Raw genomic sequence first — 26,923 nt, 5'->3', positions numbered from 1 at the left:
ACGGTAAACGGCACGAGCCAGGGACTGGCTCTGGTCAAGAGACGTACCCGCTGCCCGTTGGAAACCCATCGGGTAAGGCAGCGTTGTTCCCAGAAGCTCGGGCATTCATGCCCGAGTAGTTCACGTTGTCCTGGGATAGGAATACGACGGTTATAAAATCCTATTGACCTTAATCGTCGCGAAATGGTCTAAATACGACTTTTAGAAATATTTTTTTGGGGGAACGTCGCTTTTGAGGCAAAAAGCGACGATTAGCACCATAAAAAACTGCTAATCGTCGCACTATACTAATATTCAGCTAACACTTGATTCAAATAACTAATCGGCAAACCGATGATAGTGGGATAATCCCCGTGGATGGCTTTTACCCATAAGCTTGCCATTTCCTGGATGCCGTATGCCCCGGCTTTATCCATCGGGCTACCCGATTGAATGTAGCGATTCACTTGCTCTTCCATCGGTTTGGACCAATCCCAAAATTCTACTTTGCTCACGGTGGAGAAAGTATGGCTCTGAGTTTGACCTTGGACATGAACACCCGTAATGACCCAATGGCTCTTGCCAAAATAGGAACGAAGCATTTCATAAGCTTCAGTAGTATCAATGGGTTTACCCAAAATCTGGTCATCATGCACCACAACGGTATCAGCGCCAATAACGATACTGTCAGGATGCGTGTTATAAATCTTTTTTGCCTTTTCTTTTGCTAATTGTTCCACCAGAATCGTCGCTTTTTCCAAAAACGTTTTTTCTGGATGGTGATCTAATATTTGATTTTCAATCGTTTTTTCGTCTATATCGGCTACTTCAACCGTGAAGTCAGTGGTGATAAGTGATAGAAGCTCTTTACGCCTCGGTGACTGGCTGGCCAAGATGAGATTACGTTTCATATAAATACCCCTTTTTTAAAAAATCAGTTGATAACATAGGATAACGGCGAGAATGCTGAATAGCGTGCCAATGAGGTAGTACTCGGCGAAGACGGGATCTTTGGAAATTTTGTCATAGCGTGTGATGGACTTGGCGGTGAAAATAATGCCAAGCGCGGCGTATTGATTCACACTCAATAATAAAGCGGCCAAGACGCGCTCCAAGGTTCCGATATTGGCACCGGCACCGCGGATGGTTGTCGGAGTTTCGGAATGGTGCATCTGCCCTTTAACCAACCATTTCCCTATTGCGGACTCTTCGATTTCTGCGCTGAAGCCTTCCTCGATTTTGAGCTCAGATTGTTTCGTGGTTTCCGGTTGATAGCTGCTAAATAGTATTTTGAAAGTGGTGTTGATTGGTTTGGTTATAACAATGATTAAAAGTACCCATTGTAAAGTTGGAACACGCAACCATGCTAGTGTCGCTATCAAATCCAAATTAAAAATCGAATTTGTCGTTAAAATAACAGCAATATGCATGACCTGATCAATAATAAATACAAACTTTTCGTTCGCAAGCGGTAGAAGTTTTTTGCCCATATCTATCAAAAGATGCGCCAAGATAATAATTAAACCAGCTTTCCAGTATTTTGGGACAATGAAGACGATAATGGCAATTAGTCCTGCATGGATTGAGATATGCTTGAAAAGGCTCTTGGAGGAAGTTTTCTTCATTTCGGCAAGTTGTTCAGATTGAAGCTGGAAATCACCCAGGAAATGAGCAATCAAAAACAGGAGGATCGGGATACTTTCATTTACCATCTTGTAACCTCGCAATCTTTTTCTCAATTTCTATTCTACTACGCAAGTACATTTTAATACCACTGATGGATACGCGCTTGTGCAGGGCTTTGGGTTGGAGTTGCATGGTGTCGGCCAAGTCCACCTGACGGAAGTTTTCTGTATATGTTCCCATTTCGATGACACCAGCTAGTAAGTCCAGTTGGCTCTGGGTCCATTTATATTTCATGTATTCTCCTAGAGCAATTGTATCATTAACGAGCGCAACATCCGGATGGTTCCCATAAGCAAAACCGATACGGTTCATGTTATAATCATCCTCTTTGTGAATGCGCTCGATTGCCGAGCGGGCATACCAATACGCAGGGCCATCAGCACCGATGCTTAGTTCCGAATTGATCCGGGTCGTTATGTCTCCTAAGCCAATGCCGAATCGGATTTCGACGTCCATTGTTTTCATGGTTAAGGTAATTGTATCTATCATTTCAAATAATTGGTTTGGAGTTGTTAAGAGTGCCTGGAATTCGTCTCCTAATGTAATTGTAAAATTGGATGCGATTTGATTTTTATACTTCTTATTGATGTAACTTAATGACCGTTTTAACATTTCTTGCACGCTTTGTCTCTTGGCTGCGCTGATGCGTTTGGAATTAACAATATCGCCTATTACTGCAACATACATTAAAATCACCCCTTTATAACAGTATAAAACAAAAAACCTACTAAATAAAGTAGAATAATTAATCTACCTTTTTTAGTAGGTTTTATCGATAACGAATTAATTGAGTAGATAAAAAAGGAACTTATTCCTTAAATCCAAAATCCGGTATCTTGGTCCATCTTTGTTTCAAGTGATGCGCAATCATTTTCGGTTGACGTTCACGGGTGAAGATTCCTTTCTTATTCCCGTTCACACGTTTTGTGGCTGGCGCTGTTTCGAAATCCGCAAAGTTCCAGACTTGTTCCCCAATAACCAAATCAAATTCATCGAATACTTTGTGGTTCGCTTCGTAGTATCGTACTTGGTATTCTTCGGTAAAAGGTGCAGAGGAAATGGAATGATAACCTGCCACCGTATCGGCACCATACTCAGTAAAGATAATCGGTTTATCGGGATGACGTTCTTTCCAGGCCTGCAGTTCTTTGCGCAGTGCAACTTCTGCTCCGTCCAAATCATTTATCAATCCATACCAACCATAGTAGCGGTTCAAACAAATGACATCCAGAAAATCAGAAACTTTGTTGTCCGTCGGTGATGAGTGTTGGATAAATACAATTGTTGCTGGTCTATGTTGAGGATCATAATCACGCACAAAATTCGTCAAGGGTTCAAAGTATTCTGCCGAACCTTCTTCGTGTGAAGCGGGTTCGTTTGCCACCGACCACATCACCACGCATGCCAAGTTTTTGTCCCGGTCCACGAGTTCGCGTAATGCTTGTTCATGGGCATCGCGGGTATTCATGACGTCGAAGGTCCGGCCTAAATCACCCTTGTCTACTAAGAAAGGATTAAATCCAACAAACAGACCAACTGCCGGCACTTCATCAATGACAACAATCCCTTGTTGGTTCGCTAAACGCATCATTTCTTCAGAGTAGGGATAATGAGACGTACGGAATGAGTTAGCCCCAATCCATCTGAACAAGTTCAAATCCAGTACGTTGGCGGCTTCATTCAAACCACGGCCGTTAATGTGAGTATCTTCATGTTTCCCGAATCCTTTGAAATAAAACGGTTTGTTGTTGATCAAGAATTTGCCGTCCTTCACTTCAACTGTACGTATACCCAGTTCTTCTTCGTATACGTCGACGACTTCTCCATTTTCGATTCCTTCTACACGCATGGTGTACAAATAAGCGGCCATCGGTTCCCAAGCTTGGAAGTTTTCAATGGTGAATGAATCAGTCACTGCTGAAGTCGCCACTACATTACCTTCTTCATCCAACGCAGTAATTTTAACCTCGTCAAAAGATCCGACTGTTTTTACATCTGGATGGATGGTTGCGTTAGCCCCTTCAACATCGAAAGTAAAGATTAAGTCTTCAATGTAAGAAGCTGGTGTGGTATAAATTTTAACCGGACGATGGATACCTGCATAGTTAAAGAAGTCGAAGTTCGGTTCATTCTTTTTAACATTACGTTGCAAGTCTTCATCATAATATTCTTTATACATCCCGACTGGTAAGGTTGTGTAGTCCAAGACGTTATTCACTTTCAGAGTTAAACGGTTTTTACCAGCTTTGACGTAATCATTAATAGCTACTTCAAACGGTGTAAAACCTCCTTTGTGTTCGAAAATTTGTTTTCCGTTTACATAAACGGTCGCAAAATGCGTCACAGATCCAAAACGCAATACCAAGCGCTCGTTCATCACTGTTTTGGGTAGCGAAAATTCACGTTCATACCAAACGTCCCCTACATGAAATCGAATTTTGTCAATGGCGCCTTGATCGTTGAAAGATCCCGGTACAGCCATAACCCCGTCCGTTTCCAAAGGACGCGTTGTGTCCACCAATATCTCATCGTTAGCTAGCAAAAACTTCCATATCCCGTTTAAATCTAAAACGGTACGTGATTCTGTCATAATTGGATAAAGCATCTATTTTCCCCCGTTCGTGAGTATTCCTTCTTTACTTTAGAAAATAAAAACATTTTCCGCAAGAACAAAACTAACTTATATTTGTAAAAAAACAACACAACCCTCAAGGAAGGGTTGTGTGTTTACCCGAATCTTATATTTCTGCTTTGATAACTGCGAATTCATCGGTCACTTCGTGAATATCTTCTGTAATCAAGCCCTTCTCTTTTCTTTCTAAAATAATTGCCTGAACTTCTTCCATCTTCTTACCATCCAGTGGATAGAATCTCATCGCAATCATGGAACACAACCATCCTAACATCGGTCCGCCTAGATAAAGTCCAATGCCTAACAAAATTAGGAGTGGTGTAGAAGCATCACCTACTTCTGGAAGCGTATTTGTATAACCAACCATGGCAATAACGAAACCTACAATACTATTTGAGAATGACGAGAAGAAATTATCGACGAAGGAGAAGATTGTCCCAATTAAACCAGGTACATAAGCACCTGAACGTGCTGTCTCATAATCGGTAACGTCCGAAATCATCGAGATTTGCATGGCATCCCCTGTGTTTTGAACTGTAGCCAGGATAAACAAACCAACAAACAGAACAGTCATCAAGTTAGGATTGGATAAGGAAATTTTTGTAGGGTCCCCCATTAAAACGACCAACATCATCAATCCATTAACTAAAAATGCAGAACTTTGCGCAAGTACATAGGTTCTCTTTTGGCCCAATTTACGTGCAATCATGCTCCCAAAAACGTTGAAGAAAATACCTGGTAGAATAGAGATGGCCGAAAGTGCACCCATCAACCCATAATCCCCTATGATAATACCAAAGAAGAGAACTCCAGAAATGGAGTTGGATTTTATTTTACTTCCTAATTTGTCTGTTGAAGCTGCGAGCGTCAACATTTGCAGGGCACGATTTTCTTTGACAATTTTCGCGTAGTCTTTAAATTTAATATTATCCGTTTGGTTTTCGGCTCCCAAACCAAAGAATTCAGTACGGTCTTTTTTCCAAATTCCGATTGTTGCTAAAACAGTCAATATCAAGGAACCCACCATAAATGTCGTGGAAAATTCCGTAAAGAAGTCGAGACCAAACTCTCCGTTGTATTTTGAACTCAAGTAGTTAGAAACATAAATGCCTGCCGTTGAATAAAAGAGGGTCGTAAAAATCCCATCAAACATACTGAACAACGGACGTTGTTTCGGATCGTTAGTAATAACGTTTTGCCCAGCTTTGGTAACAGTTGTTTGTAGGGAATAGCCTAATATGTAGACCGCATAAACTGCCAAAAAATAATACAATCGGAAGTTTTCGGGCACAAGGTGCGTCGTTTGAAACAGAAGAACGATGGTTCCAATCATGGTCAAATTCCCAATCCAAATGTAAGGACGAAATTTACCAAATTTACCATCGGTTTTGTCAATCACGTATCCAATAAAAGGATCGACCACCCCATCAAAAATACGCATAGCTGTTAATAATGTTGAAATTAAGAAGACAGCTAATCCCGCTACACCAACCGCATAATAAGTCACAAATCCCATCATGAAGTTATAAAAATTCGTAGCCGTATTGTTTGTTGAAAATAGAATAATTTCATAAAACTTAGCTGTCCGGTATTGTGACGGCTTTGTTTCTTTTTTGTTTCTCTCCATATCTTTTCCTCCTAAGTAAACCTTTTCACTTTGATTCCTTGAGGTAATTATATGCGCTTACATCGCTTAATTCTTGTACATATCCGAGAGGACCATGTAATTTTTCAACCTCTTTAAAATGCGTTAATATGATATGATTAAGACGGAGGTGGTTCGTGTGTCGCTGAAAATGGATGCTGAATTCCAGAACCGCATGGAGTTAATAGATGCTAAAGAAATAAATTACCGGTATGAAATGGAAGAGCGAATGATAACCGCCATTATGCATGGGAGTTACGAAGAATATGTTGATTTATTCAAGTTAGTCGGTGCCCCTAATAATTTCGATACGCGTGTAATCCGTATGCAAGATGATTATTTACGAGACCGTAAAAATGGGCTGATTACTCGAAAAACGCTGATGCGTGTGGCCGCTAAATACGGCGGGGTTCCACCCGTTTATTTACACTTGATGTCAGAGAAATTTGCGACATTAATAGAAAATGCCACTTCAGCAAAATATTTAGACGAAGTGTTGGCGCATGATATGGCAAAGGCCTTTTGTGACATGGTACGTGATTTTTCGATGAAGAATTATACCGCGGCAATACGAGATGTCATACTATATGTGGATGCTCATTTTACCGATGATGTGAGTGTTAATCATGTTGCCGAAGCCTTGCATTTTCACCCTGCCTACTTATCGCGGAAATTTAAACAAGAAACCGGTAGAAATTTAACAGAATATGTAAATTACCAACGCATTGAATATGCGAAAATGTTGTTTCGAACTGGGAAGACTGTCGTCACCAATGTTGCCTTGAACTGTGGTTTCAATAGCAGCTCCTATTTCAGTAAAGTATTTAAGAATTACACAGGTTGCTTCCCCACTGAGTATATGAAACAGATGGCTGAGGAAGATTGATGATTCGTTTTAAAAAACGACGATTAGAGATCCAGACAATTGTTAATCGTCGTCAATTAGAGATTTCGCGCCTGTTAGCTGCTCGTTCATTCCCTAATCGTCGCTTTTTTAGGAAATCACGACGGTTAGCTACCCGTAGAACTTTTAACCGTCGCCAATTAGTGATTTCACGCCTGTTAGCTATTTACTCATTTCTTAACCGTCGCCAAATGGCAAAAAATAGCTGACATCCCCTCTTTTGGGATATCAGCTATTTTTTTATTTAACCTTCGAAACCTGATTCATTTAATAAAGCTTCGAAATCTGTGTCGGAAACATCGGTCATTTTAACAATCCATGTTTCTTCACGATTATTACTGTTTAAAGTACTTGGATCGTCTTCTAGGTCGGAGTTAACCTCACTGATTGTTCCCGAAAAAGGAACCGTTAATTCCGTGACAGCTTTTGCTGCTTCCACACCGATTAGGACATCCTCTTTTTTGATGGCACCTGTTGATGGTAAGTCTACAAAACTGACTTCCCCCAAATCGTCTTGGCCTTTATCCGAAAGTCCGATAACAAACGTATCTTCTTTCTTTTCAATCCAGAATCCTTCTTCACTAAATTTTACTGCAGTCATATTATCCCTACTTCCATATTTCGTTGAACATATCTTCATTATAACCTACTGATACGGTATTTCCATCAAATAGGAACGGACGACGGATTAACATCCCGTCACTTTCCAACAAATCTAATTTTCCCTCAAGGGACATGGTCTCGATTTTATCTTTGAGACCAAGCTCTTTATAAAGATTTCCACTCGTATTAAATAAACGCTTTGTTGTCAGTTTTTCCGTTTCCAGAATGTCACGAAGTACTTCACGATCGGGAGTCGTTTCCTTAATGTTTTTCCATTCGTATGCAATGCCACTTTCTTCCAACCATTTTTCTGCCATCTTACACGTTGTGCAAGTCGAGTGTCCGTAAAATTGAATCATTTAATTGCCTCCTATGTTGTCCTTACTAAAATATAGCATAGATTGGCTTCAAGAGGCATTAAGTTTTTCCCTATAATTGCAATAAATTATTTACCAACAATATGGCGGTCGGATAAAAGGTAATCACCATCACCATTCGGAATGTTTGCATCAAAGAAATAACTGCAGCATTGGCATTATAATCAATCGCTAGCAACGCCAAATCACTGGCTCCTCCTGGCGCACAGGAAAATAAGGCAGTGGCCAGACTGAGTTTACCAGTTTTATAAAAGAAGGAGGCCATCACCACCACTAGGGTAAGATATCCCACAATCATGATGATAGCAGGGACAATCGCATCCTTTAACGCCAAGATGGCTTCAAAATGAATGGATGAGCCAATCAAAATACCCGCTGAAATTTGGGCTATTTGTTTGATTTGAACAGGCATGACTGCAGATTGGGTTGAAATATTTTGTGCACCTACGGCAATCATCGAGAAAATAAGCGGACCGGCTGGCACACCGGAAAAGAATCCTATCACTCCGCCAACCATTCCAATAAGTGCTGTCAGCCAAATCCGTCCTCGTTTTTGTTCAGCTACTTTTTGTGGAACCATTGTGTCCTGTAAAGAATCTCCCTTGGAAATCATCCGGGAGAAAATAGCTGGAAACAGCCCGATAATACTAAACAAACGTACGGTTTGCATCACCGAAACGATGGCTGGGTCCGCGCCCATATCCAGACTGACAATGACCATGTCAACCAAGCCGCCTGGGGCTGTTGCAAAAGCAGCGGTGGCAAAAGAAAAACCGCCTACTTTAGCGAGTACGAGCGCCATCAACAAACTAAAAATGATTAACACTACAATATTAAGAATTGCAGGGATAATCATTTTCCGTAACAATTTCACGTCTTTCTTGCTGATACCCGCACCGATGAATGTTCCAGAAACCATTTGCGTAAAGTTTTTCATAAAAGTCGGATAAGTCGCACCATCTGTCAAAATATTGAATACCGCCACTGCGAACATGGGACCCAACATAAAACTGGCTGGCACTTTAAATCGTCGGCCCAAATAAGCTCCCAGCACACCCATACCAATCGTCAAAACTAAATCCATTATTTCCAATTCCTGCCCTACTCTCGTCTATCATTGTATCCTTTTAGTATACACGAGAAAATTGTCAGAAAGTGTCCTTTTGTAGTTCTAAATGACGCAGTGCATTTCGATGGCGAATATAATTCTTGTAGTGGATGGCATAGGCTTCAACAAATTTAGCACGCGAAAGGATTTGTTTCCCTTCAGTAAGTACCCCATGATCTTCTTCAACCAAAAGAATGGCTCCAAGACTTGAACTTTCAAGCGAATGAGAAACAGTCAGTGGATAACCGAGAATATCAGCCGCAAGTTGTGCCCATTCGTCCGATGCTAAAAAGCCACCGGATGCTTTAATCGCCAGCGTTTCGCCACCAATTTCTTCCAAGATGTTTAAGACTTCCTTCAAATTGAACATAACACCTTCAAGTGCAGCCCGAATCAGATGCTTTTTACCATGAAAAGCACTTAAGCCATGAAAGGTTCCACGCGCAGTCCCATCCCAAAGTGGTGCGCGTTCGCCGTTCAAGTAAGGGATGAATAGTAACCCTTCAGCGCCAATATCCGTCTCCTTTAGTGCAAGTGGCATTTCACTGTAAATACGCTTGTCTTCTTCATAAAGAATGTTATTTAGCCATTCGAGCACATTGCCTCCGTTATTGACAGCTCCTCCGACCACCCATTTTCCAGGTGACAAATAATAACAAAACGTGCGTCCTTCTGGATCCAGGTATGGTTTGTCCATTGTCATCCGCAATGCGCCACTGGTACCAATCGTTATGGCAACTTCCCCTTTGTCGTTTGCACCCGTTCCTAAATTGGCCAAACAGCCGTCACTCGCACCTATGATAAGTTGCGTTCGTTCGGAAAGGCCGAGTTCCAAGGCAACCTGGGCATCTTGGAAAGCAAAAGCTGTCGTCACATCCACGGGTTGCGATAATTTTTCAGGGGAAATTTGTAACTCCGCTAAAATCTCGTTATCCCATTCCAGGTCGTGAATATTGAATAGTCCTGTTGCAGAAGCGATTGAATAATCAATCACATATTTGCCGGTCAAATGATAGAACAGATATTCCTTTATCCCGATCAGCTTAAAAGCATGTTCACAAAGTGTCGTCTCTTCCTGCATCCACAACAACTTCGCAAAGGGACTCATCGGATGTACCGGTGTCCCCGTTTGATGATAATATTTTTGCCAGTCGGCCTGTTGCTTTAGTTTTTCGATTTGTCTTTGTGCCCGATTGTCGGACCAAATCCACATATTCGTTAAAGGTTGTCCCGCTTCATCAACCGCCATTAAGGCATGCATAGCACTGGAAAAGGACAAGAATAAAACTTCCCCATCCGGCTCCACTTGCGCTGTCAGTTGCTTAATTGCTCGTCTAAAGGCTTCATAGATTTGTTTTGGGTCCTGCTCCGATTTTTCAGGAGTAGGACGAAAGGTTGGATAAGCTTCATTCGCAATTGCTTTAATATTATTTTTTTCATCAAATAACACTGCTTTCGTACTGGTCGTGCCAATGTCGACGCCTATTTTATATTGCATTTAATCGTCCTCTCTAACAGGAATTGCATGTCCTCCAAACTCATTTCGCAAAGAGGCAACCACTTTTTCCCCGTATTTTTCTTGATCAGTCGATGCAAAACGCACCATTAATGCCTGTGTGATGACAGGTAGAGAAACTTGGTGTTTTAGAGCCTCTTCTACCGTCCAACGCCCTTCGCCCGACGAAGGAATCGCTCCTTCCAAATCGGTCATATTTGCGTCTTTCAATAATAGCGATTCGGTCAATTCCATTAACCAACTGCGAATAACGGAACCGTGATTCCACACTTTCGCGACTTTCGCTAAGTCATAAGGATATTCACTGTGATGAAGTAAATTAAACCCTTCCCCGATTGCTTGCATCATACCATATTCAATCCCGTTATGAACCATTTTCAGATAATGCCCGCTGCCACTCTCGCCTGCGTAGAAATAGCCATTCTCAACGTTAATAGCTTCAAACAGAAATTCGATTTCTTTGAAACGTTCCGCATCGCCACCAATCATCATGCAGGCACCATTTCTGGCACCGCTCACGCCCCCGGATGTCCCTACGTCAAAAAAAGAAACCCCTCTTGTAGCTGCTTCTTGATGGCGTCGTTTAGAATCTTCAAAATGGGTATTCCCACCTTCAATCAGAATATCGCCTTCTCTTAAAAGAGGCAACACTTCCTGGAAAACATTTTCGGTAGGGGCTCCAGCCGGCAGCATCAACCAGATGACTTTTTGCTCCTGACCCAATGCATCCACGATAGTTTGAACCGATTGACAAAACTCACCGCCACATTCCTCAACTGATGCGCGTATTTCAGGGTTTATGTCGTGTGCAACAACTTCAATGTTATTCTCCCGCATATTTTGCAACAATGGGTAACCCATTTTTCCTAAACCAATTAAACCAATCTTCATAATTACCTCCGTCATTAAAATAGAGCGAGCAGACCTCTCCGCTCGCCCCATTTTGAATTATTTTAGTTCTGGCCAAAATTCTTTGTTTGCTTCAATTAAATCGTCCAACAATTCTTTTGCAACTTTTGCACTTGGAATCGTTTTCGACAGTGTCAATGCTTGCCATAGTTTTTGGTAACTACCTTCCACATAAGCCTCAACTGCCATTTTTTCCACCATTACCTGTTGGTACATCAATGTTTGATGGAACGATGGTATCTTTCCTTGCGCTAAAGCTTCAGGTCCGTCACTTCCGACTAAACATGGTACTTCTACCATGGCATCGTCCGGGAAGTTTGCGATTGCACCATTATTTTCAACAATCATCACCATCCGCTCATGAGTATTGTAAGCGATTGCCCGAGCTAAATCAACTATAAAACTGGCATGACTATCAATATGGAAACCACTATCAACAGCGGTTCCAGTTTCTACAATACGACGTGCTGCATCAAAGACGGTTTTTTCCCGACCATTCATGACTTCGTTTGCACGGGTGTATGTGCAATCTGAATGTGCAACTTCTTCATCAGGGAATAAATAGTATTTCAAGTAAGTATTCGGCAAATAACGATCATCCACTGCCAAGATATCTTTTGCTTTCTTGTGAGTCGCTTGCCAACTTTCATCCATGTGTTGCGTATCGACTTCCACTTGGGTCAAATACCCATGTTCTGATACGTACTCCCGAATTTGGTCGACATATTCGTGACCTTCTTTATCTTTAACGCTTGTCCACCAGCCAAAATGGTTCAGCCCAAAATAACGAACGTCCAAATCGCTTGGTTGTTTGCCGATGATTTGTGACATGCGACGTAATGTCCCAACTGGCATATCGCAAATATTCAGTACTTTGGAATTTGGACGAAGCACACGGCATGCTTCCGCAACAATTGCGGCAGGATTGGAATAGTTCAACATCCAGCATTCTGGCGAATATTGTTCCATATAATCGATGATCTCCATCATGCCGGTAATACTGCGCATGCCATAAGCCAGTCCACCCGGTCCACATGTTTCTTGCCCGATGACACCATATTTCAAGGGAATTTTCTCATCCTGTTCCCGCATTGCATATTTTCCAACGCGGATATGAGCCATACAGAAATCCGTGTCCGTAAACGCTTCTTCCGGGTCGGTTGTATAAATGAATTCAACTTCAGGCGCTTGTTCTTTCATTAAAATTGCTAAAGCCTCGCCCAATACGCCTTGTCTCTCTGCATCATTGTCGTAGAGGCGCAAAGATCGCAACGGGAATCTATCGGCATTATCCAATAACATCATAACAATCCCTGGGGTAAAGGTACTCCCACCACCAGCAATCACAACTGAAAATTTCTTCATTAGTATATTCTCTCCTTCATCTACTCGCTTGTAACATTACCTAAAAATTGATCAACGGAACGACGGACTTGGGTCACATTCAACCCATAAACAACTTGGACATTTTCACCTTTCGTGATAACGCCGCTGGCTCCTGTTTCGTTTTTCAAAATCGCTTCATCGACTTTACTTGGGTCTGCCAAAGTAAGTCTTAAGCGGGTATAACAGTTTTCTACAGTCTTGATATTTTCTTTACCGCCAAGTGCTGCCACAATGACATCGGCATTGCCTTCGATTTCATTTGCGGTCGCAACGGAGTCAGGTGAAACACCTTTAACTTTTTCTTGATAATCTGCTTTGGAATACAGTTTTACTTCACCCGTATCTTCGCGACCAATTGTTTTCAAGTTCCACAATTTAATCAAGGCACGGAAAATTCCGTAGTAGAGGGCAAAGAATACAACCCCCACCAAGATGTACATCGGCCAGCTCGTTTTTTCGATTCCCAAAGGCACGTTATAAAGCAAGAAGTCAATAAACCCATTTGGACCAATGGCACGAACATTAAAGAGGTTCAACACCACCATGCTGAGTCCACTTAAAACAGAATGGATGACAAACAAAATGGGTGAAACAAACATGAATGAGAATTCGATTGGTTCAGTCACACCTGCTACAAAAGAAGTGAAAGCGGCTGGAATCAAAATTGCTTTTGCACGCGCTTTGTTTTCTGGTTTGGCTGTGTGATACATCGCTAGACAGGCACCAATCAAACCAAACATTTTCGAAATACCACGTGCATCCCAGATGACACTTGGTGAAAGAACACTGATATTTGGATCCGCGATTTCCGCGAAGTAAATATTACGGGCACCTTCCAATACTTGACCACCGACTTCTTCCACGCCACCAAGGGATGTGTAAAGGAACGGCGTATAAACCAAATGATGAAGACCGGTCGGAATCAATAAACGTTCCAACATGCCATAAAGGAATAAACCGAAATTACCACTTTGGTTAATCCATTGGCCCATTTGATTAATACCAGTTTGGAAGAATGGCCAGATAAACGCGAACAAGATGGCCAATAGGACAAGAACGGGAATCAAAATGATAAAAACAAAGCGTGAGCCACCGTAAATTTGGAGGGCTCCGTTAAATTCCCGATCTGCAAATCGGTTGTGAACATAAGCGGTTACAATTCCAAGGATAATTCCCAGAAAAACGCCCATATCCAATATTTGGACACCCAAAACCATTGTTTGACCTGTTCCTTGCAAGGAATCCGCATCAATTAAAGTGCCATTCAATATCAAGAAACGATTCATCGCATTAATAAAGACCAAATAGCCGAGTAAAGCCGTAAAAGCTGCTTCTGCTTTTTTCTTATTGGCTAATCCCAAGGCTATACCCACACTGAAAATTAATCCTAAATTCGTTAAAATGGACACCAATGAACCGGATAAGATGGTTCCAAAACCTGTGGTGATGGGATTATCCATAAATGGAAATTGTTCAATTAATTTTGCGTTGGTGAATAGGTTACCAACCGCAATCAAAATACCTGCAATGGGTAGAATGAGGACTGGAACAAACATGGCCTTGGAAAAACGTTGTAAGCCGTTCATCACTTTTTCTTTCATCTTTTTCTCTCCTTTTTCAATATAAACCTAGTGTATAAAAAAAGAACAGGTATGAAAAGGATTTCAATCCTATTCCATACCTGTTTCGCAGTTTCGAAACGTGTTTCAGTTTTGTTGATACTCTTTCATAATGGTTTCGAAAAGAAAGAGCACCTGGTCAAAAAAATAATTTCCTTTAATATTGCGATCGTCCAATGTGTCCCCATCCATAATCGGAAAGACCACATCAGCTAAGCGTGCGGCTGAATTGTCGGTTTCATTCGTGAAAGTAACCACAGGTATTCCTTGCTCTTTAAAATACTTCATTTTTTCAACGACCTGCCTCGTCTCACCTGATTTCGTAATCGTCAAGAACAATCCCGCAATTTCCACGTTGTTTTCCAGGACCCCTACTGAGTCGGTACCACTGGCAAATAAGGTCCGTTTCCCGTTCACCAAAAGTTTCTTATAAATATATTCACCGATAATCCCTGAGAAACCTGTTGCGTAAATAAAGATGTTTTTATCTTTAATAGTATTCAATAAAGTGAGAAATTGCTCGATTTCAGTTTGGTATTTTTCCAAATCGCCAATATAGCTTTCATAGCTTTGTTTCATGGGGGCTTTACTGCCCCTTACCATGGGTTCTAGATGATAGTAGAGGTCAATAAAACCGTTATATCCCATTTTTTTGGACAAACGCATGACTGTAGCGGGAGAAGTATAGTTTTCCTTAGCAACTGTACGAACGCCTTGATCCAAGACGGTGTCTATGTTTGCGATGATGTATCTAAGAATTGCTTCTTCTGTTTCCGATAGTTTTTTGCCTTGAATGATTTTAGATAAATCCAATTGACAATCCTCCTCACTAAACCTTCCCATTCATTATAGCTGAGAAACATAAGAAACAGAAAGCCTTTTGAAAAGCTTACTCAATTCATTTTCTCGAGTTGAGTAGTCTAAATTCTTTGATTCGAATTTCTTTGTTCAGACATCTTATAAAAATATAAAAAGAGACTGAATTAAGCAAAGCTACCCAGCAAAAAACGCCCACTCGTACAAGTCAGGGCGCTTACAGGCATATATGCCTGTGCGTTATTCTACTTAAATCCTGATTCCCAATATTTTCCTTGCTTCCATTGGACTAGCCACAACATTACCAAATTCGTTGATAATCCTCGCAGCTCTTTTTACCAGTGCAACATTCGTTGCTTTCTGTCCTCGGGTATAATAGAGATTATCTTCTAAACCTACTCGCACATGTCCTCCCATTGCTACTGTAGTAAAAAGAATGGGCAGATGGTCAATTCCAATTCCCAGAGCACTCCATGTTGACCCTGCAGGTAAAGCCTCTTGCAGAAAGACCAAGTTTCTTATAGTAGCTGGCGTGCCACCTGAAACTCCCAGACAAAGCTGGTAATAGGGATTTTCTGGCAATGCCCCCTCTTTTATGAGTTGTTGGGCCATCTGGATATCCCCTATATTAAATATTTCAACTTCAGGAAGGATTTTCAAATCTTTCATTTTTCTTCCTGATGTCCTTAGAAAGGTTAAGGGGTTAAGGAATACTTTTTCACCGAAATTCATGGTCGCCATGTCAAAAGTTGCCATTTCAGGTTCAAGATCCAGTATTCCCAGCCGCTTGTTTTGATAGCCATCCAATTCACCCATTATTTCCAAACCCTGAAAAGTTTTTACTTCACCTGAAGTCGTGAGATTGACAATCATGTCACAACGTCTTTCAATTCCTTCTTTTACTTGTTGGAACTTTTCATTGTTGATTTCATACGTGATGCAGTCATCCGCTTTAACATGAATATGAACGATTGAAGCACCAGCAAGATAACAATGATAGGCATCTTCAATCATCTCATCGACAGTAACAGGTGTATGTGGGTTCTTTTCTTTGGATCCCTGGGAACCCGATAAAGCAACTGTAATTATGGTCTTTTTTTGTCCAGTCATCGCTATTCCCCCCTTACCTTCCTTAACCGAGCAGGCTCAGTATTTGCGCACTCAGAACCACGCACAATAATGCAATCGGATACGTTGAAGCATAAATAGCAGCAACTTGTGGTGTCTCTGTCGCGTCTATTAAAGTTCCTAATCCTGGCGTGGCAGTCATCGCTCCGGTTACTGAGCCCAGTGTATCGATGATATTCATGCGGAAAATAAAATGACCGACCAGGAATGCCGCTAGAGCAGAAAATACTGTAATAGCAACTCCACTCAAAAAGAGAACCAGGCCATATTGTTGGAGGATTTCCAATGCACCTGCCCCCGCACTTACACCCGTTCCAGCATAAAACAATAATAACCCAAAATCGCTCAAAAGGCTTGAATCTTCAGGCGTTATTTTCAATGAAATAGGGCCTATGCCTCCCAAATACCCGAAGAAAAGACCTGAAACGAGAGCTCCTCCCGCATTTCCTAAACTTAATGCTGCCCCTCCTGGAAGCGGTAACTCCAATTTACCAACCAGAACTCCAAAGAGCAAGGCCAAAAAGAAAGCGAAAAAACCGTTTTTATCAAATTTAAATGGATGAATTTTCTTTTTCTCAGACAAGCCACTATTCAAATTGGCCACAAAAATCCTGGCCTCATCTTTTGCATTAATTTTTAGAAATTTGATGGATAACTGAACAAATAAAATGACACCTACTACACCAAAAACATATGCGATTCCATAACCGATTGAAGCTAAATCGGATTGTGTTGCTTCAACAGCCGCACCCAACCCAGGTGTACTTGTCAAAGCCCCAGTCATAACACCAATGGTTAGTGGTAACGGAAGATCAAACATATTGTAGATACCCACCGTCATTAATGATGCAAATGCAATAGTCGATATTGCGATAACAATATAGGACGTGGCCTTATTTTTGAAATTTTGGATAAAAATCGGACCGGCTGACAAGCCTACTCCCGTAACAAACATCAGCAAACCTATGTCGGTAATTATTTTGCTGATTTCAAATCCATAATGGCCGAAAACGAGGCCAACAAGCAACACGCCTGCTGATCCAAACTTGATTCCAAAAAAAGATATCCTTCCGAACACACGTCCCAACAAAACAATTAAAATGATTAACAAAACTTCACTCATATTAGAATCCCACCCTTTAGTTATCATTCGGAAGTACTTAGCCATATAAAATGAAAAGGCGATTCAGGAAAACATCCTTCGAACCGCCTTTTCCTCCCTCAGATTACTGTTTATATGGATTTTTTAATTCCGATACTTCACGCACTTCATCTGGCGTCAAACCTTTTATCTCTTCAGAAGTGACATATTTTGTAATCGGTTCAACCGTCGCGTCCCAGTAAGCGGTATCAAAAGCTGGGATGAAGACCGTACGGCCATCCTTCATACGAGCTGAAATATCCTCCTTGACCGCTTCAAAATCATCTGTCTCAAAATCCCATATAATCAAATACTTATATTGGTGTTCAGTATCCTTGGACAATTGGATATCTGATAGTTTGTAGTACTTACAACCAACATATCCAGGAATGCGTAACAAGTCATGAATATGCTGACCTGCGTACCAATCCAAGTATTCTTCTTCTTGACCTTCCGTAGGATTGCTCCACACCAACATTGAATATTTTTTCTTCTCTGCCATTTATATTTCCCCCTATATATTTTTTATAAACTCAAAGCACGGACTGCATTTGGTTCTGGTAAATCTTCGACTGCATCAAATGTTAAGTAGGATACTACTACTCCAGTAGCTGTAGTCAAGACAATCAGATACATATACCAAGGCAAGCCCTGAGGCCATTGAATCGTGGTGAAATTGACGAGTAGTAATCCTGTAATATTACCAAGTAATGCTACAACTGCTGCTGCTCCCATACCTTTTGCATTGGCTTTTTTCCAGAACATGCCGATTACTACAACTGGAATGAAGATCGTCATAAAGGTTGCCCATCCAAGTGCACCAAGTAACGAAACTGTCTCGCCAGAGAATGAAGCAAGAAGAATTGCCACTACACCAACAACAACAATCATAATTTGATAGGTGCGGATTTTCGTTCTGTCATCTTGCTTAACACCCACTGCACTCAAGATATCAACGGCAAAAGCTGAAGCTCCCAGCGTCATATATGTACTGGATGAAGAAACAATCGCAGCCATAATCGCTGTGTAAAGGAGTAGTTGCATACCGAAACCAAGATATTCTCCAACCGCCCAGGATACTGTCGATGGATCTGCAATTGGATCCATGAGTCCATTTGTCACAAGCAGTACCGCCAAATAACCGATTGAAAATCCGAAGAATGAAACAACTCCTTGAATAATCCCTGTTTGCATGCCCAAATTTGGCAAGTCACGAGGATTTTTAATTGCATACATCCGAGAAATTGTAGCAGGTTGGCAAACTGCACCGATGATTCCCAAGATGTAGAAGTTCATTGATTGTGCTTCTGTAGCATTACCAAACGCAGTCAGGTGAATCGCTTCAAATGTCGACGTGACACCATTAGAACCTGTCACAACTGCGTTGTTGAGTACTCCTTCAGTCATGGCTCCGAACCCACCCGAAAAGAAGAATATACCCAAAAGAATGATTCCTGCGATGAACATGATCAAACCTTGAAAAGCTTGAGACATGATCCCTGCTGATTCACCGCCCAATGTTACATAAACGATTACAACTGTAAAAATCAGAACAGCGGATATGAAGGTATCCCATCCAAATAGATATGTCAACAAACTCGCGCCAGCACCGATTTGTGCTGCTAAGTAGGAGAATGTCCCAATAAATAACACAGTTGCTGTACAGAATTTAACGAGACGACTATTATTATAGCGTGCATCCACTAAATCCCCGATTGAAGAAATATCTTTAACTTCAGCCAAGCCTCGCACTTTTTTCCCTATAAAAATATATCCCAATGTAAACCCAACAGCCATAAGAGCATTCATTGTCATGGCATTTCCGCTTGTGTATACAACCCCAGGAAGACCTACCAACATCCAACCTGAAGCAATAGCTGCTGCTGTTGACAAGGCAATGACAATTGAACCGAAACTTTTTGAACTACCGATAAAGGAGGAGGCAGAACCCTTGGATCCTTTACTGAAATGAGTACCGATGAAATAAGAGACAACCAACAATAAGCCAATCGTGCCTAATATAATCACATTACGCATTGTCTACACCTCTCCCCTTGCTTCTACTTTATTACCATCTACATCAAGCGTATCAGGTAATAAGGGAGGATTATTATCCTCGGCCTTGATTTCTTCCAGAAAATTGTCCCATTTCTCTTGTGAGAGCCATTGATCTTTCATAAGAATCAAAAATCCAGCTTGATAGAGCAACGACCCCAACCAATAAACGACGACAAAATAAAACCAAGATGGGTGCATGCCCATGATAAGAAAATCTGGAGCTGTGTTACCAAACTGATAATAGTAATAAATCATACCGGTCATTCCACCACCATGGATAATCAAGAATCCAATCACTAAAATCCAAAAACTTTTCTTTGGAATTTTATCTCCCTCAATCAATCCCATAAATAGCTGTATGCCGGTAACGGCTATCGCCGGATAAATTCCCCACAACCCTCTACCAGAAAGCGCTAACGTTATGGCGACGATAAACATGACAGGAATTAAAAATACTAAGAAGTCGGAGGTACGTTCTTTGATTTTCATATTAACCCTCTTTTCTATTCTGATTATGTGATGCGGTAATTTATTCTAAAAATACACCGCATCACCTTCAATCATCTATTTATAGGCTTGAAACAAATTCGTCCAGATACTCTGAAACAAGTTCAGGATTCTCAACAATAATGAAGTGTCCGTAATCTTCGATTGGTTTGTATTCAACTCTTTCAGCGTTAGTCAACATGGCAACCGTTTTCTCTGCCATTTCGCCTGTCGCAATGGCGTCATCTAAACCTTGGATAACCATAACAGGACATTTGATTTCACTCATGCGGTCACGCACGTCGAAACTACCATATTGAGTTAAGTCGCCTTGTTTGGTTTTACCAATTTCCGTCATGACACCCCACATGATAAAATCACGGCGTTCTTGCGTTGTAGCGCTTCCAATTAAACATTCGCTGAATTCCAAGTGAGAATGTTGCGGATTCACGTATGGGTGATTCAATAATTCCAAAATCTTCTCGTTGATGGTATCTGTATGTGCTGCACCCTGCATGGATACAATCGCCTTGACAGGGTATTCAATTGCCATATGATAGACGATATTTCCACCCATCGAGCAACCAATAATAATAGGATTTTCTACTCCTAATTCCGTAACGACATCCCAGATCCATTTTCCATAGTCTTGGAAAGTATTCACAACTTCGTTACCTGGTAGTGGCCAACTCTTTCCGTGTGCCGGCATATCAAAAGAGATCATGTTATATTTATCTGATAGATTATCCATGATGTCATGATATTGGCGATTGTCCCGTCCTGCTGTATGTAAACAGATGATCGTATCCTCGCCGGGTCCATTGTTGGTTTCGCAATAAATTTTTACACCATTAACCTTGATATAGTAACCTGTAACTGCCATTTTAAAATTCCTCCCTTTTCCTATTAGCGAATTCCTGCCCAAACACGGATCAATTGTGCAACAACATTGAAGTTTTGACGGAAGCGAATTGCCCCCCCTAGTGTAGTTAAATTGTCCGCATTCCCTTTGTTCGTGGCAACACTCAGACTCTTATGAGTTGCAAATTTGTCCCATTCTTTTTTTGTTCCTGTTACCCCAATATCCAAACCTGTATTTGGCATGCCTTCTTCTATGTCAATTAATTTCCCCTTATGGAATGATAAAGTGTAGGTTTTGTCATCTTCAGTTAAGGAAATATCGCCACTGAAAAACTTCCCATAATAAAAATTCAAAAATTTGTCGGCTTCCTCACCGTTGATTAGTTCTTGCAATTGTTGCATTTTTTCTAATGTTAGCATGTGCTTTTTCCTCCTCAGTGCTTTTTTGTTTATCTTCCCTGTTAAATAATCCCTTCTTGTGTAAACCTTTCAATCTCCTCCTTTGAGAATCCGAATTCCTTAAGTACTTCCGTATTATGTTGTCCCAACGTCGGGGAAGAACTTCTGACATAAGGTGATGTTGCAGACATCTTGATACCTTGATTTGTAATTTCAACTTCGCCCACAACTGGGTGGTCAATTTTAGTAAACATCTCCCGGGCATCTCGGACATGAGAATCATTGTAAACTTGCTCCATATTCAAGATTGGTCCAGCTGGTAATCCTGAAGCCAGTAGTGTTTCAACTGCTTCATCCACTGTTAATGTTGCTGCCCAAGCATCAACTAAGCTATCAAGTTCTTGATAATTATTTACACGATCATTATTTGTTTTAAATTGGCCCATCTCACGTAAATCTTCTCTACCCATTACCTCAGTAATTTTTAGCCAAGCACGCTCGCCTAATGCTAGAGTCACAACATAGCCATCTTTACATTTGTATGCTCCTCCTGGTGCGCCTGCTACATATCCGTTCCCTCTACGGTTAGGCACTTGTGAATGGTCGGTCAAGTATACTTGGGAAACAGAAGCCAAACTCACGATTGCGGAATCAATCAAGGCAACATCTACCCACTGGCCTTCGCCTGTTCGATCGCGATGTTGAAGCGCTGCCAAAATTCCGATGACTGCATTTTGGCCAGCCATGATATCTGCAATTGATGCACCTGCACGAACGGGAGGCTGGTCTGGGTATCCAGTAACACTCATAATCCCACTCATAGCTTGTGCCAATGGATCGTAGCCTGCACGGTTTTTATACGGCCCGTTTTGACCGAAACCGGAAACAGAAGCCATGATAATTCTAGGGTTAACTTGCTTCAGTTCTTCATAGCTATATCCCAGTTTATCCATAACGCCTGGTCGGAAGTTTTCTAAAACCACGTCTGCTTCTTTGACCATTTTTAGGAAAATGTCTTTTCCTTTTTTCATATCTAGCGTGATACCACGTTTACTTCGGTTAAAATTCATGTAATACGTGGATTCACCATCTTTCATTGGAAGGTTATCCCGTGCATTATCACCTGCACCAGGCATTTCAACCTTTATGACATCTGCGCCTAGGTCAGCCAAGATTGCTGCTGCGAAAGGAGCAGCAATCACGCGACCAAGGTCCAATACTTTCAAGCCTGCTAAAGCTGAACCTTTTTGAAATTCCATTTGTCTACCTATCCTTTCTCATTACCTAGTATCAATGCTGCACTGATTTGTGGTGGTCCACCAAACGTGTGACTCAAACCGATATTCGCGTTTTTAACCTGACGCTTTGGATTATCCACTTCATGCAGAACTTGCTTGTAGATTTCATATGTCATACGGATACCACTCGCACCGACTGGATGTCCAAATGATTTCAAACCACCATCAACGTTCACTGGTAAACCACCATCAATTTCGAAGAATCCGTTATCTATGTCGACTTTAGCCCTTCCGCGATCCGAGAATCCAAAATCTTCATATATCAACATCTCTGTAATCGTGAAGCAATCATGTACTTCTGCCAAGTCAATCTCGTTACGCGGGTTCTTGATGCCTGCCATATCATACGCTTGTTGCGAAGAAGAGCGAAGTGCATTGAAGCTGGTCCATGAGAAATTCGGACGATATAGTGGTGAAACAGCATCCATTGCTACACCATAACCTTTTACATAAGCAAACTTATCTTTGATTGTTTTTGCGATTTCTTCTGTCGTAATAATTGCGCAAGCAGAACCGTCACTATTACCAGCACAGTCATATAATCCAAGTGGATCTGCAATAATCGGAGCGTTAAGAACTTGTTCCAATGTCACTTCTTTTTGGAAATGTGCTTTTTTGGATAACGTACCATTTTTATGGTTTTTAACTGCAATTTTCCCGATTGTTTCGCGCCCTTCTTGGTGTGAAAGACCGAATTCGTGGAAATAACGTGTTCCAATTAGAGCAAAGGAACCTGGAGCAGTTCGCCTTGCTTCTAAAACTGGACTTTGTCCACGACCCACGCCTAAACCCGGATAACCTGTATCTTTAAGCTTTTCAGCTCCCAAGGCCATAACAATCTTGTGTCGTCCACTTGCAACATCCTGAATAGCTTCAATTAAAGCAATGTGACCAGATGTACAGTAGTTTTCGTTTCGAACAATAGGAATGCCTTCAACTTTTAATGTATCTGCAACCGCAGTCGCTGCAATATTATTCTCAAATCCATTTCCATAATAAATAGCTTCGATTTGGGAAACGTCTACTTTAGCGTCATCAAGAGCTTCGGTTGTTGATTCGATGATCAAATCTGATATTGATGCATCCCAACGCTCACCAAACTTTGAACAACCCATTCCTAATATGACAATTTTATCTTTAATTTCCAAAGTTATTCACCTTCCTTCTTATCGGTCTAACTTTCCAATAGTAATTCGGAAAATCCGCAAGATCATGTATTTTCCTGAATGTGAACTCTAAATCCATGCCTACACTTACATTATCCTTATCAAAATCCGTCATATTCAGATAATATCTTGTTCCATCTTTATCTTCTGTTATGGATTGCACAATCACAGGGTCGTCACTCCGACCAGCAAGGTTATCAATAGAATAAGTAAAGAGCTGAGATATTTCTTCCGATTTATTTACTTTCGTATAATGATCCAGTGATTTACAATTCGGACAAATTCGATTTTGAGGGAATATATGTTGTCCACAATCATCACATTTACTTGCATAGAGCTTTAAATAGGTTTCTTGTTCGCGCCATGATTGTGATGTCGATGCTGGAATTTTATAATCTTCCCCAGGATTCGCTTCAATTATGCCTCTAAAAGATAAGAAACGACCATATTCTTTAAATTCTGATCGATTATTTAAATATTTTTCAACTGAATTTTCTTTGATCACTTTGTTTTTCTGTTCGGTGACTGTAAGAACTACAGCGTCTGCGCCATTCCCATAATTGATTAATAAAATTCGATCATTCGTTTCGGCTTTCTCAATTGCCTCAACCAACCCGAATAGAGGTTGCGAAACACCGAGCACGCCAGTGTGGCTAAAGTTAGCATTTACGATTTTTTCGGTAGGGATTTTCAATTTTCTAGCTGCTTTTAAATGACTCTTTTCGTCCACAGAGACCAGTACTACTCCGTTAAAGTCATCAATTGTCAGACCTGTTTCGCTTAAAACATTTCCATAAACTTCTTTAACCGATTCCAAGTAACCCTCTTCATAAGCAAAACGTCCTTCTGCATTGCGAACGTAGACATCTTCTGTGTTTCGCCACATATCTACAATTTCAGTTTGTACACTTGAGAATGCATCGATGGTAGCGATTACATTTCCTTTACCAACAACGACTGCCGCGGATCCATCACCAAAATATTGTTCTTGACCTGATTTCGGATAGCCATTTCTTGTATCAGATGCAACGACCAATACGTTATCTGATCCACCTGATTTAACTTCTGAGTAGGCAGCTCGTAACGCACTTGTTGCTGATCTCATGGAGGAAGTGAAATCAGAAGTTATGATATTTTTCTTTAAATCTAAAACTGTTCCTATTAAAGTAGCATGCGATTTTTCTGCATAAGGAACTGTCGTTGAGGAAAAGTGTAACCCATCTATATCTTTACGATCAATATATCTAAAACAGTCCATGGCTGCTTCAACTGCCATAGTGACAGAATCTTCATCGGAATTTCCAAAACTTTTCATTCCTTTACCACGAATTCCCCATGCTGCTCCTAGGTTTGAGCGATCAAAATAGTAATAAGGAAGGTATGCACCTAATGATGTGATTCCGATCTTATTATTTTCCAAATCTATTCCCTCGTTTCTATTTTGCAAATTGTATTTTGTTTACGCTTTCAGTATAATGAATATTAGCTTACAACGAAATACTAAAAAAAAATGAAAATATTCAATTATTTTACTACTTTTATAGGAAGTGAGACTATGAACCTTGTCCCAGTGACAATTAAAGAAACTTTAGAACAAACATTTTTCAAAAACGGGTTCAAAGTTGTAGCCGGCAAATCTGGAATTAACAATCTAATCCAATCAGTATCTGTCATGGAAGTCGTAGATTTTGTGAAATTCGATTTGGGAAAAGATTTGTTGATTCTTACCACTTTTTCGTTCTGTGAAAAAGGCGGTGAGGGAACAGTAGCCATTTTTCGAGCATTGGCGGAAAAAGGAATTTCAGCTATTGTGGTCAAATTAAATCGATTTGTTGAAAAGCTACCGGATGAATTTTTTGATATCGGTAATGAATTTGGGATTCCTGTTATAATTTGCGATTCTACAATTCCCTTTCGTGAAATTATTAATGAAGTTTCCAAAAAAATAATAAACTCGCAGTTAGATACAATTGTGTCAATGAATCAGATGTATAAAAATCTCTATCGGTCCTTAATAAGTAATCATACTACCGAAAAATTTATCGAGTCACTCCAAATATCGGATGAAATTCACTTCTATGTTAAATTAGAAGGCTCGATTGTTTATGATTCAAAAAGTAATACGAAAATTGAAATAAGTGAAATGACTAAAAAAATCGAACGTATTGATACTTCTACTCAAGCATCTAGTGAATCCTATGACGACTATTATGAGGTCCAAAAAGAGGATCGTGTTTTACTTGTTTATCCAATAGGTGGTGCAAATCATACTTTCGGTAAAATAATTGTAGATACAAAAGATGTTTGTATCACTTCATTAATAAAGATTGCCTTTACACAAATGGCCAGTTATTTGACGATTAAGTTAACTGAACATCGACTATCTCAAGAAGAAAAGATTAACAATAATAGTCGCATTTACAACGATTTATTGGATAATACTAACTTTTCAAATCAACGCGCCTTGAATTTACTTCACCTTGGTGGTTTCGGTAATTATTCTGCTTATCATCTTATTTATGTTTCAATAGATATTTCTTCATATTCTTCTTTTGAAGTATTAAAGAATACTTATACTTCGATTTTCTATGAAGAAGCACCAAACCATTTTATTTCTCTGCACTCAAATGGTTTTTGTATAATCTATGGAATGAAAAATAACTTACAAACTAACAATTCGGATTTCGAAAAGTTCATTAGTCGTCTAAAAGAATTATTCGACAGCGAAGATTATCCCTATAAGATTGGGATTAGTAATATTTTCACTGATTATTCTAAAATTTCATCAGCCCACCGCCAAGCTAAAAGGACAACATTCATTAGTCAAAAGGTTAAACAATACAGTGAAACAATTTTCTACAATGAAATCTGGGAAGTAGATATGCTTCGTAATCTACATAATTCGCCGCAAATAAATAATTTACGAGAACAAGTCATTCAACCACTGATAGAATATGATCAGACCCACCAATTGGATTTAATCGGGACATTGGCAGAATGTATTCAGACTGACTCGTTAAAAGAAATCGCTGATAACCTATTTATCCATACTACAACATTGCGTTATCGTCTAGACCGCATAGACAAAATTACGGGATACAATTACCTCACAAATAAAGGTAAATTTGTACTGACTTGTGCCTATTTTCTATATATGTTGGACTAATAAAAAAGCCCTAGAGCAATGTTTCTTTGCTTTAGGGCTT

The 26,923-nt window shown here is 40.4% G+C and carries 25 protein-coding genes; 2 read left to right on the top strand and 23 right to left on the bottom strand.

The window, feature by feature from the left end; all coding sequences use genetic code 11:
• Positions 1–287: 287 nt before the first annotated feature.
• The 5 genes from ACTU7M_RS08930 to ACTU7M_RS08910 all read right to left on the bottom strand — a co-directional run bounded on the left by ACTU7M_RS08930 (position 288) and on the right by ACTU7M_RS08910 (position 5,924).
• Positions 288–890 (bottom strand): Maf family protein, encoded by a 603-nt coding sequence (locus ACTU7M_RS08930; RefSeq protein ID WP_443474045.1) that lies wholly within the window; start codon positions 888–890, stop codon positions 288–290.
• 15 nt (positions 891–905) lie between these two features.
• On the bottom strand, positions 906–1,691 hold the full coding sequence (locus ACTU7M_RS08925; RefSeq protein WP_443474044.1) for a DUF3307 domain-containing protein: 786 nt from the start codon (positions 1,689–1,691) through the stop codon (positions 906–908).
• Positions 1,681–2,352 (bottom strand): SatD family protein, encoded by a 672-nt coding sequence (locus ACTU7M_RS08920; protein ID WP_443474043.1) that lies wholly within the window; start codon positions 2,350–2,352, stop codon positions 1,681–1,683. The genes ACTU7M_RS08925 and ACTU7M_RS08920 overlap by 11 nt, the downstream gene beginning before the upstream one ends.
• A gap of 121 nt (positions 2,353–2,473) precedes the next feature.
• Positions 2,474–4,270, bottom strand: coding sequence for a beta-glucuronidase (uidA, locus tag ACTU7M_RS08915; protein WP_443474042.1), 1,797 nt, complete (start codon positions 4,268–4,270; stop codon positions 2,474–2,476).
• 133 nt (positions 4,271–4,403) lie between these two features.
• Complete coding sequence (locus tag ACTU7M_RS08910; RefSeq protein WP_443474041.1) at positions 4,404–5,924, bottom strand: MFS transporter; 1,521 nt, start codon at positions 5,922–5,924, stop codon at positions 4,404–4,406.
• A gap of 157 nt (positions 5,925–6,081) precedes the next feature.
• On the opposite strand from ACTU7M_RS08910, the gene ACTU7M_RS08905 reads away from it, so the two are divergent.
• Positions 6,082–6,828, top strand: a complete 747-nt coding sequence (locus tag ACTU7M_RS08905) for a helix-turn-helix transcriptional regulator (protein WP_443474040.1) — start codon at positions 6,082–6,084, stop codon at positions 6,826–6,828.
• Positions 6,829–7,090: 262 nt separating this feature from the next.
• Here ACTU7M_RS08905 and ACTU7M_RS08900 read toward each other — a convergent pair whose 3' ends face one another.
• The 18 genes from ACTU7M_RS08900 to ACTU7M_RS08815 form a co-directional block, all read right to left on the bottom strand.
• Entirely contained in the window at positions 7,091–7,447 is a 357-nt protein-coding gene (locus tag ACTU7M_RS08900) for a glycine cleavage system protein H (protein ID WP_443474039.1), read from the bottom strand.
• 7 nt (positions 7,448–7,454) lie between these two features.
• Positions 7,455–7,808 carry a Spx/MgsR family RNA polymerase-binding regulatory protein gene (locus ACTU7M_RS08895; protein WP_443474038.1) on the bottom strand — a complete coding sequence of 118 codons (354 nt, stop codon included), beginning with the start codon at positions 7,806–7,808 and terminating at the stop codon, positions 7,455–7,457.
• 70 nt (positions 7,809–7,878) lie between these two features.
• Positions 7,879–8,910, bottom strand: a complete 1,032-nt coding sequence (locus ACTU7M_RS08890; protein WP_443474037.1) for an AbrB family transcriptional regulator — start codon at positions 8,908–8,910, stop codon at positions 7,879–7,881.
• A 64-nt stretch (positions 8,911–8,974) separates the two neighbouring features.
• Entirely contained in the window at positions 8,975–10,432 is a 1,458-nt protein-coding gene (locus tag ACTU7M_RS08885; RefSeq protein WP_443474036.1) for a gluconokinase, read from the bottom strand.
• Complete coding sequence (gene gnd / locus ACTU7M_RS08880; RefSeq protein ID WP_443474035.1) at positions 10,433–11,341, bottom strand: phosphogluconate dehydrogenase (NAD(+)-dependent, decarboxylating); 909 nt, start codon at positions 11,339–11,341, stop codon at positions 10,433–10,435.
• A 57-nt stretch (positions 11,342–11,398) separates the two neighbouring features.
• On the bottom strand, positions 11,399–12,724 hold the full coding sequence (locus tag ACTU7M_RS08875; RefSeq protein WP_443474034.1) for a 6-phospho-alpha-glucosidase: 1,326 nt from the start codon (positions 12,722–12,724) through the stop codon (positions 11,399–11,401).
• A 20-nt stretch (positions 12,725–12,744) separates the two neighbouring features.
• On the bottom strand, positions 12,745–14,346 hold the full coding sequence (locus ACTU7M_RS08870) for a PTS transporter subunit EIIC (protein ID WP_443474033.1): 1,602 nt from the start codon (positions 14,344–14,346) through the stop codon (positions 12,745–12,747).
• A gap of 105 nt (positions 14,347–14,451) precedes the next feature.
• The gene (locus ACTU7M_RS08865; protein WP_443474032.1) at positions 14,452–15,177 is read right to left on the bottom strand and encodes a MurR/RpiR family transcriptional regulator; all 726 of its coding nucleotides are present in this window, start codon (positions 15,175–15,177) and stop codon (positions 14,452–14,454) included.
• Between the two features lie 252 nt (positions 15,178–15,429).
• Complete coding sequence (locus ACTU7M_RS08860; RefSeq protein WP_443474031.1) at positions 15,430–16,290, bottom strand: 3-keto-5-aminohexanoate cleavage protein; 861 nt, start codon at positions 16,288–16,290, stop codon at positions 15,430–15,432.
• Positions 16,291–16,312: 22 nt separating this feature from the next.
• On the bottom strand, positions 16,313–17,431 hold the full coding sequence (locus ACTU7M_RS08855) for an aspartate-alanine antiporter-like transporter (protein WP_443474030.1): 1,119 nt from the start codon (positions 17,429–17,431) through the stop codon (positions 16,313–16,315).
• 103 nt (positions 17,432–17,534) lie between these two features.
• The gene (locus ACTU7M_RS08850; RefSeq protein ID WP_443474029.1) at positions 17,535–17,951 is read right to left on the bottom strand and encodes a hypothetical protein; all 417 of its coding nucleotides are present in this window, start codon (positions 17,949–17,951) and stop codon (positions 17,535–17,537) included.
• A gap of 23 nt (positions 17,952–17,974) precedes the next feature.
• Entirely contained in the window at positions 17,975–19,486 is a 1,512-nt protein-coding gene (locus ACTU7M_RS08845; protein WP_443474028.1) for a sodium:solute symporter family transporter, read from the bottom strand.
• 3 nt (positions 19,487–19,489) lie between these two features.
• Positions 19,490–19,996, bottom strand: coding sequence for a hypothetical protein (locus tag ACTU7M_RS08840; RefSeq protein ID WP_443474027.1), 507 nt, complete (start codon positions 19,994–19,996; stop codon positions 19,490–19,492).
• A gap of 79 nt (positions 19,997–20,075) precedes the next feature.
• Positions 20,076–20,876 carry an alpha/beta fold hydrolase gene (locus ACTU7M_RS08835; protein ID WP_443474026.1) on the bottom strand — a complete coding sequence of 267 codons (801 nt, stop codon included), beginning with the start codon at positions 20,874–20,876 and terminating at the stop codon, positions 20,076–20,078.
• Between the two features lie 23 nt (positions 20,877–20,899).
• A complete protein-coding gene (locus ACTU7M_RS08830; protein ID WP_443474025.1) occupies positions 20,900–21,274 on the bottom strand; it encodes a hypothetical protein in 375 nt (124 codons plus the stop codon).
• A 41-nt stretch (positions 21,275–21,315) separates the two neighbouring features.
• Positions 21,316–22,512 carry a CaiB/BaiF CoA transferase family protein gene (locus ACTU7M_RS08825; RefSeq protein WP_443474024.1) on the bottom strand — a complete coding sequence of 399 codons (1,197 nt, stop codon included), beginning with the start codon at positions 22,510–22,512 and terminating at the stop codon, positions 21,316–21,318.
• 8 nt (positions 22,513–22,520) lie between these two features.
• Complete coding sequence (locus ACTU7M_RS08820; protein WP_443474023.1) at positions 22,521–23,699, bottom strand: acetyl-CoA acetyltransferase; 1,179 nt, start codon at positions 23,697–23,699, stop codon at positions 22,521–22,523.
• Positions 23,689–25,137, bottom strand: a complete 1,449-nt coding sequence (locus tag ACTU7M_RS08815; RefSeq protein ID WP_443474022.1) for a zinc ribbon domain-containing protein — start codon at positions 25,135–25,137, stop codon at positions 23,689–23,691. The genes ACTU7M_RS08820 and ACTU7M_RS08815 overlap by 11 nt, the downstream gene beginning before the upstream one ends.
• A 135-nt stretch (positions 25,138–25,272) precedes the next feature.
• Between ACTU7M_RS08815 and ACTU7M_RS08810 the strand changes: the two genes are divergently transcribed.
• Positions 25,273–26,883: a PucR family transcriptional regulator gene (locus tag ACTU7M_RS08810; protein ID WP_443474021.1), complete on the top strand. Its 1,611-nt coding sequence runs from the start codon at positions 25,273–25,275 to the stop codon at positions 26,881–26,883.
• The last annotated feature ends 40 nt before the right edge of the window (positions 26,884–26,923 follow it).

This window comes from Jeotgalibaca sp. A122, from assembly GCF_052266715.1.
In the GTDB taxonomy this organism is placed as follows: Bacteria; Bacillota; Bacilli; order Lactobacillales; family Aerococcaceae; genus Jeotgalibaca.
The sequence above is the reverse complement of the archived record's forward strand: the minus strand, read 5'-3'. Positions and strand labels throughout refer to the sequence as shown.

Excerpts from the sequence above, each read along its gene's own strand:
- ACTU7M_RS08930 (WP_443474045.1), bottom strand. The coding sequence starts at position 890 with ATGAAACGTAATCTCATCTTGGCCAGCCAGTCACCGAGGCGTAAAGAG.
- ACTU7M_RS08925 (WP_443474044.1), bottom strand. The coding sequence starts at position 1,691 with ATGGTAAATGAAAGTATCCCGATCCTCCTGTTTTTGATTGCTCATTTC.
- ACTU7M_RS08920 (WP_443474043.1), bottom strand. The coding sequence starts at position 2,352 with ATGTATGTTGCAGTAATAGGCGATATTGTTAATTCCAAACGCATCAGC.
- uidA (WP_443474042.1), bottom strand. The coding sequence starts at position 4,270 with ATGCTTTATCCAATTATGACAGAATCACGTACCGTTTTAGATTTAAAC.
- ACTU7M_RS08910 (WP_443474041.1), bottom strand. The coding sequence starts at position 5,924 with ATGGAGAGAAACAAAAAAGAAACAAAGCCGTCACAATACCGGACAGCT.
- ACTU7M_RS08900 (WP_443474039.1), bottom strand. The coding sequence starts at position 7,447 with ATGACTGCAGTAAAATTTAGTGAAGAAGGATTCTGGATTGAAAAGAAA.
- ACTU7M_RS08895 (WP_443474038.1), bottom strand. The coding sequence starts at position 7,808 with ATGATTCAATTTTACGGACACTCGACTTGCACAACGTGTAAGATGGCA.
- ACTU7M_RS08890 (WP_443474037.1), bottom strand. The coding sequence starts at position 8,910 with ATGGATTTAGTTTTGACGATTGGTATGGGTGTGCTGGGAGCTTATTTG.
- ACTU7M_RS08885 (WP_443474036.1), bottom strand. The coding sequence starts at position 10,432 with ATGCAATATAAAATAGGCGTCGACATTGGCACGACCAGTACGAAAGCA.
- gnd (WP_443474035.1), bottom strand. The coding sequence starts at position 11,341 with ATGAAGATTGGTTTAATTGGTTTAGGAAAAATGGGTTACCCATTGTTG.
- ACTU7M_RS08875 (WP_443474034.1), bottom strand. The coding sequence starts at position 12,724 with ATGAAGAAATTTTCAGTTGTGATTGCTGGTGGTGGGAGTACCTTTACC.
- ACTU7M_RS08870 (WP_443474033.1), bottom strand. The coding sequence starts at position 14,346 with ATGAAAGAAAAAGTGATGAACGGCTTACAACGTTTTTCCAAGGCCATG.
- ACTU7M_RS08860 (WP_443474031.1), bottom strand. The coding sequence starts at position 16,290 with ATGACTGGACAAAAAAAGACCATAATTACAGTTGCTTTATCGGGTTCC.
- ACTU7M_RS08855 (WP_443474030.1), bottom strand. The coding sequence starts at position 17,431 with ATGAGTGAAGTTTTGTTAATCATTTTAATTGTTTTGTTGGGACGTGTG.
- ACTU7M_RS08850 (WP_443474029.1), bottom strand. The coding sequence starts at position 17,951 with ATGGCAGAGAAGAAAAAATATTCAATGTTGGTGTGGAGCAATCCTACG.
- ACTU7M_RS08845 (WP_443474028.1), bottom strand. The coding sequence starts at position 19,486 with ATGCGTAATGTGATTATATTAGGCACGATTGGCTTATTGTTGGTTGTC.
- ACTU7M_RS08840 (WP_443474027.1), bottom strand. The coding sequence starts at position 19,996 with ATGAAAATCAAAGAACGTACCTCCGACTTCTTAGTATTTTTAATTCCT.
- ACTU7M_RS08835 (WP_443474026.1), bottom strand. The coding sequence starts at position 20,876 with ATGGCAGTTACAGGTTACTATATCAAGGTTAATGGTGTAAAAATTTAT.
- ACTU7M_RS08830 (WP_443474025.1), bottom strand. The coding sequence starts at position 21,274 with ATGCTAACATTAGAAAAAATGCAACAATTGCAAGAACTAATCAACGGT.
- ACTU7M_RS08825 (WP_443474024.1), bottom strand. The coding sequence starts at position 22,512 with ATGGAATTTCAAAAAGGTTCAGCTTTAGCAGGCTTGAAAGTATTGGAC.
- ACTU7M_RS08810 (WP_443474021.1), top strand. The coding sequence starts at position 25,273 with ATGAACCTTGTCCCAGTGACAATTAAAGAAACTTTAGAACAAACATTT.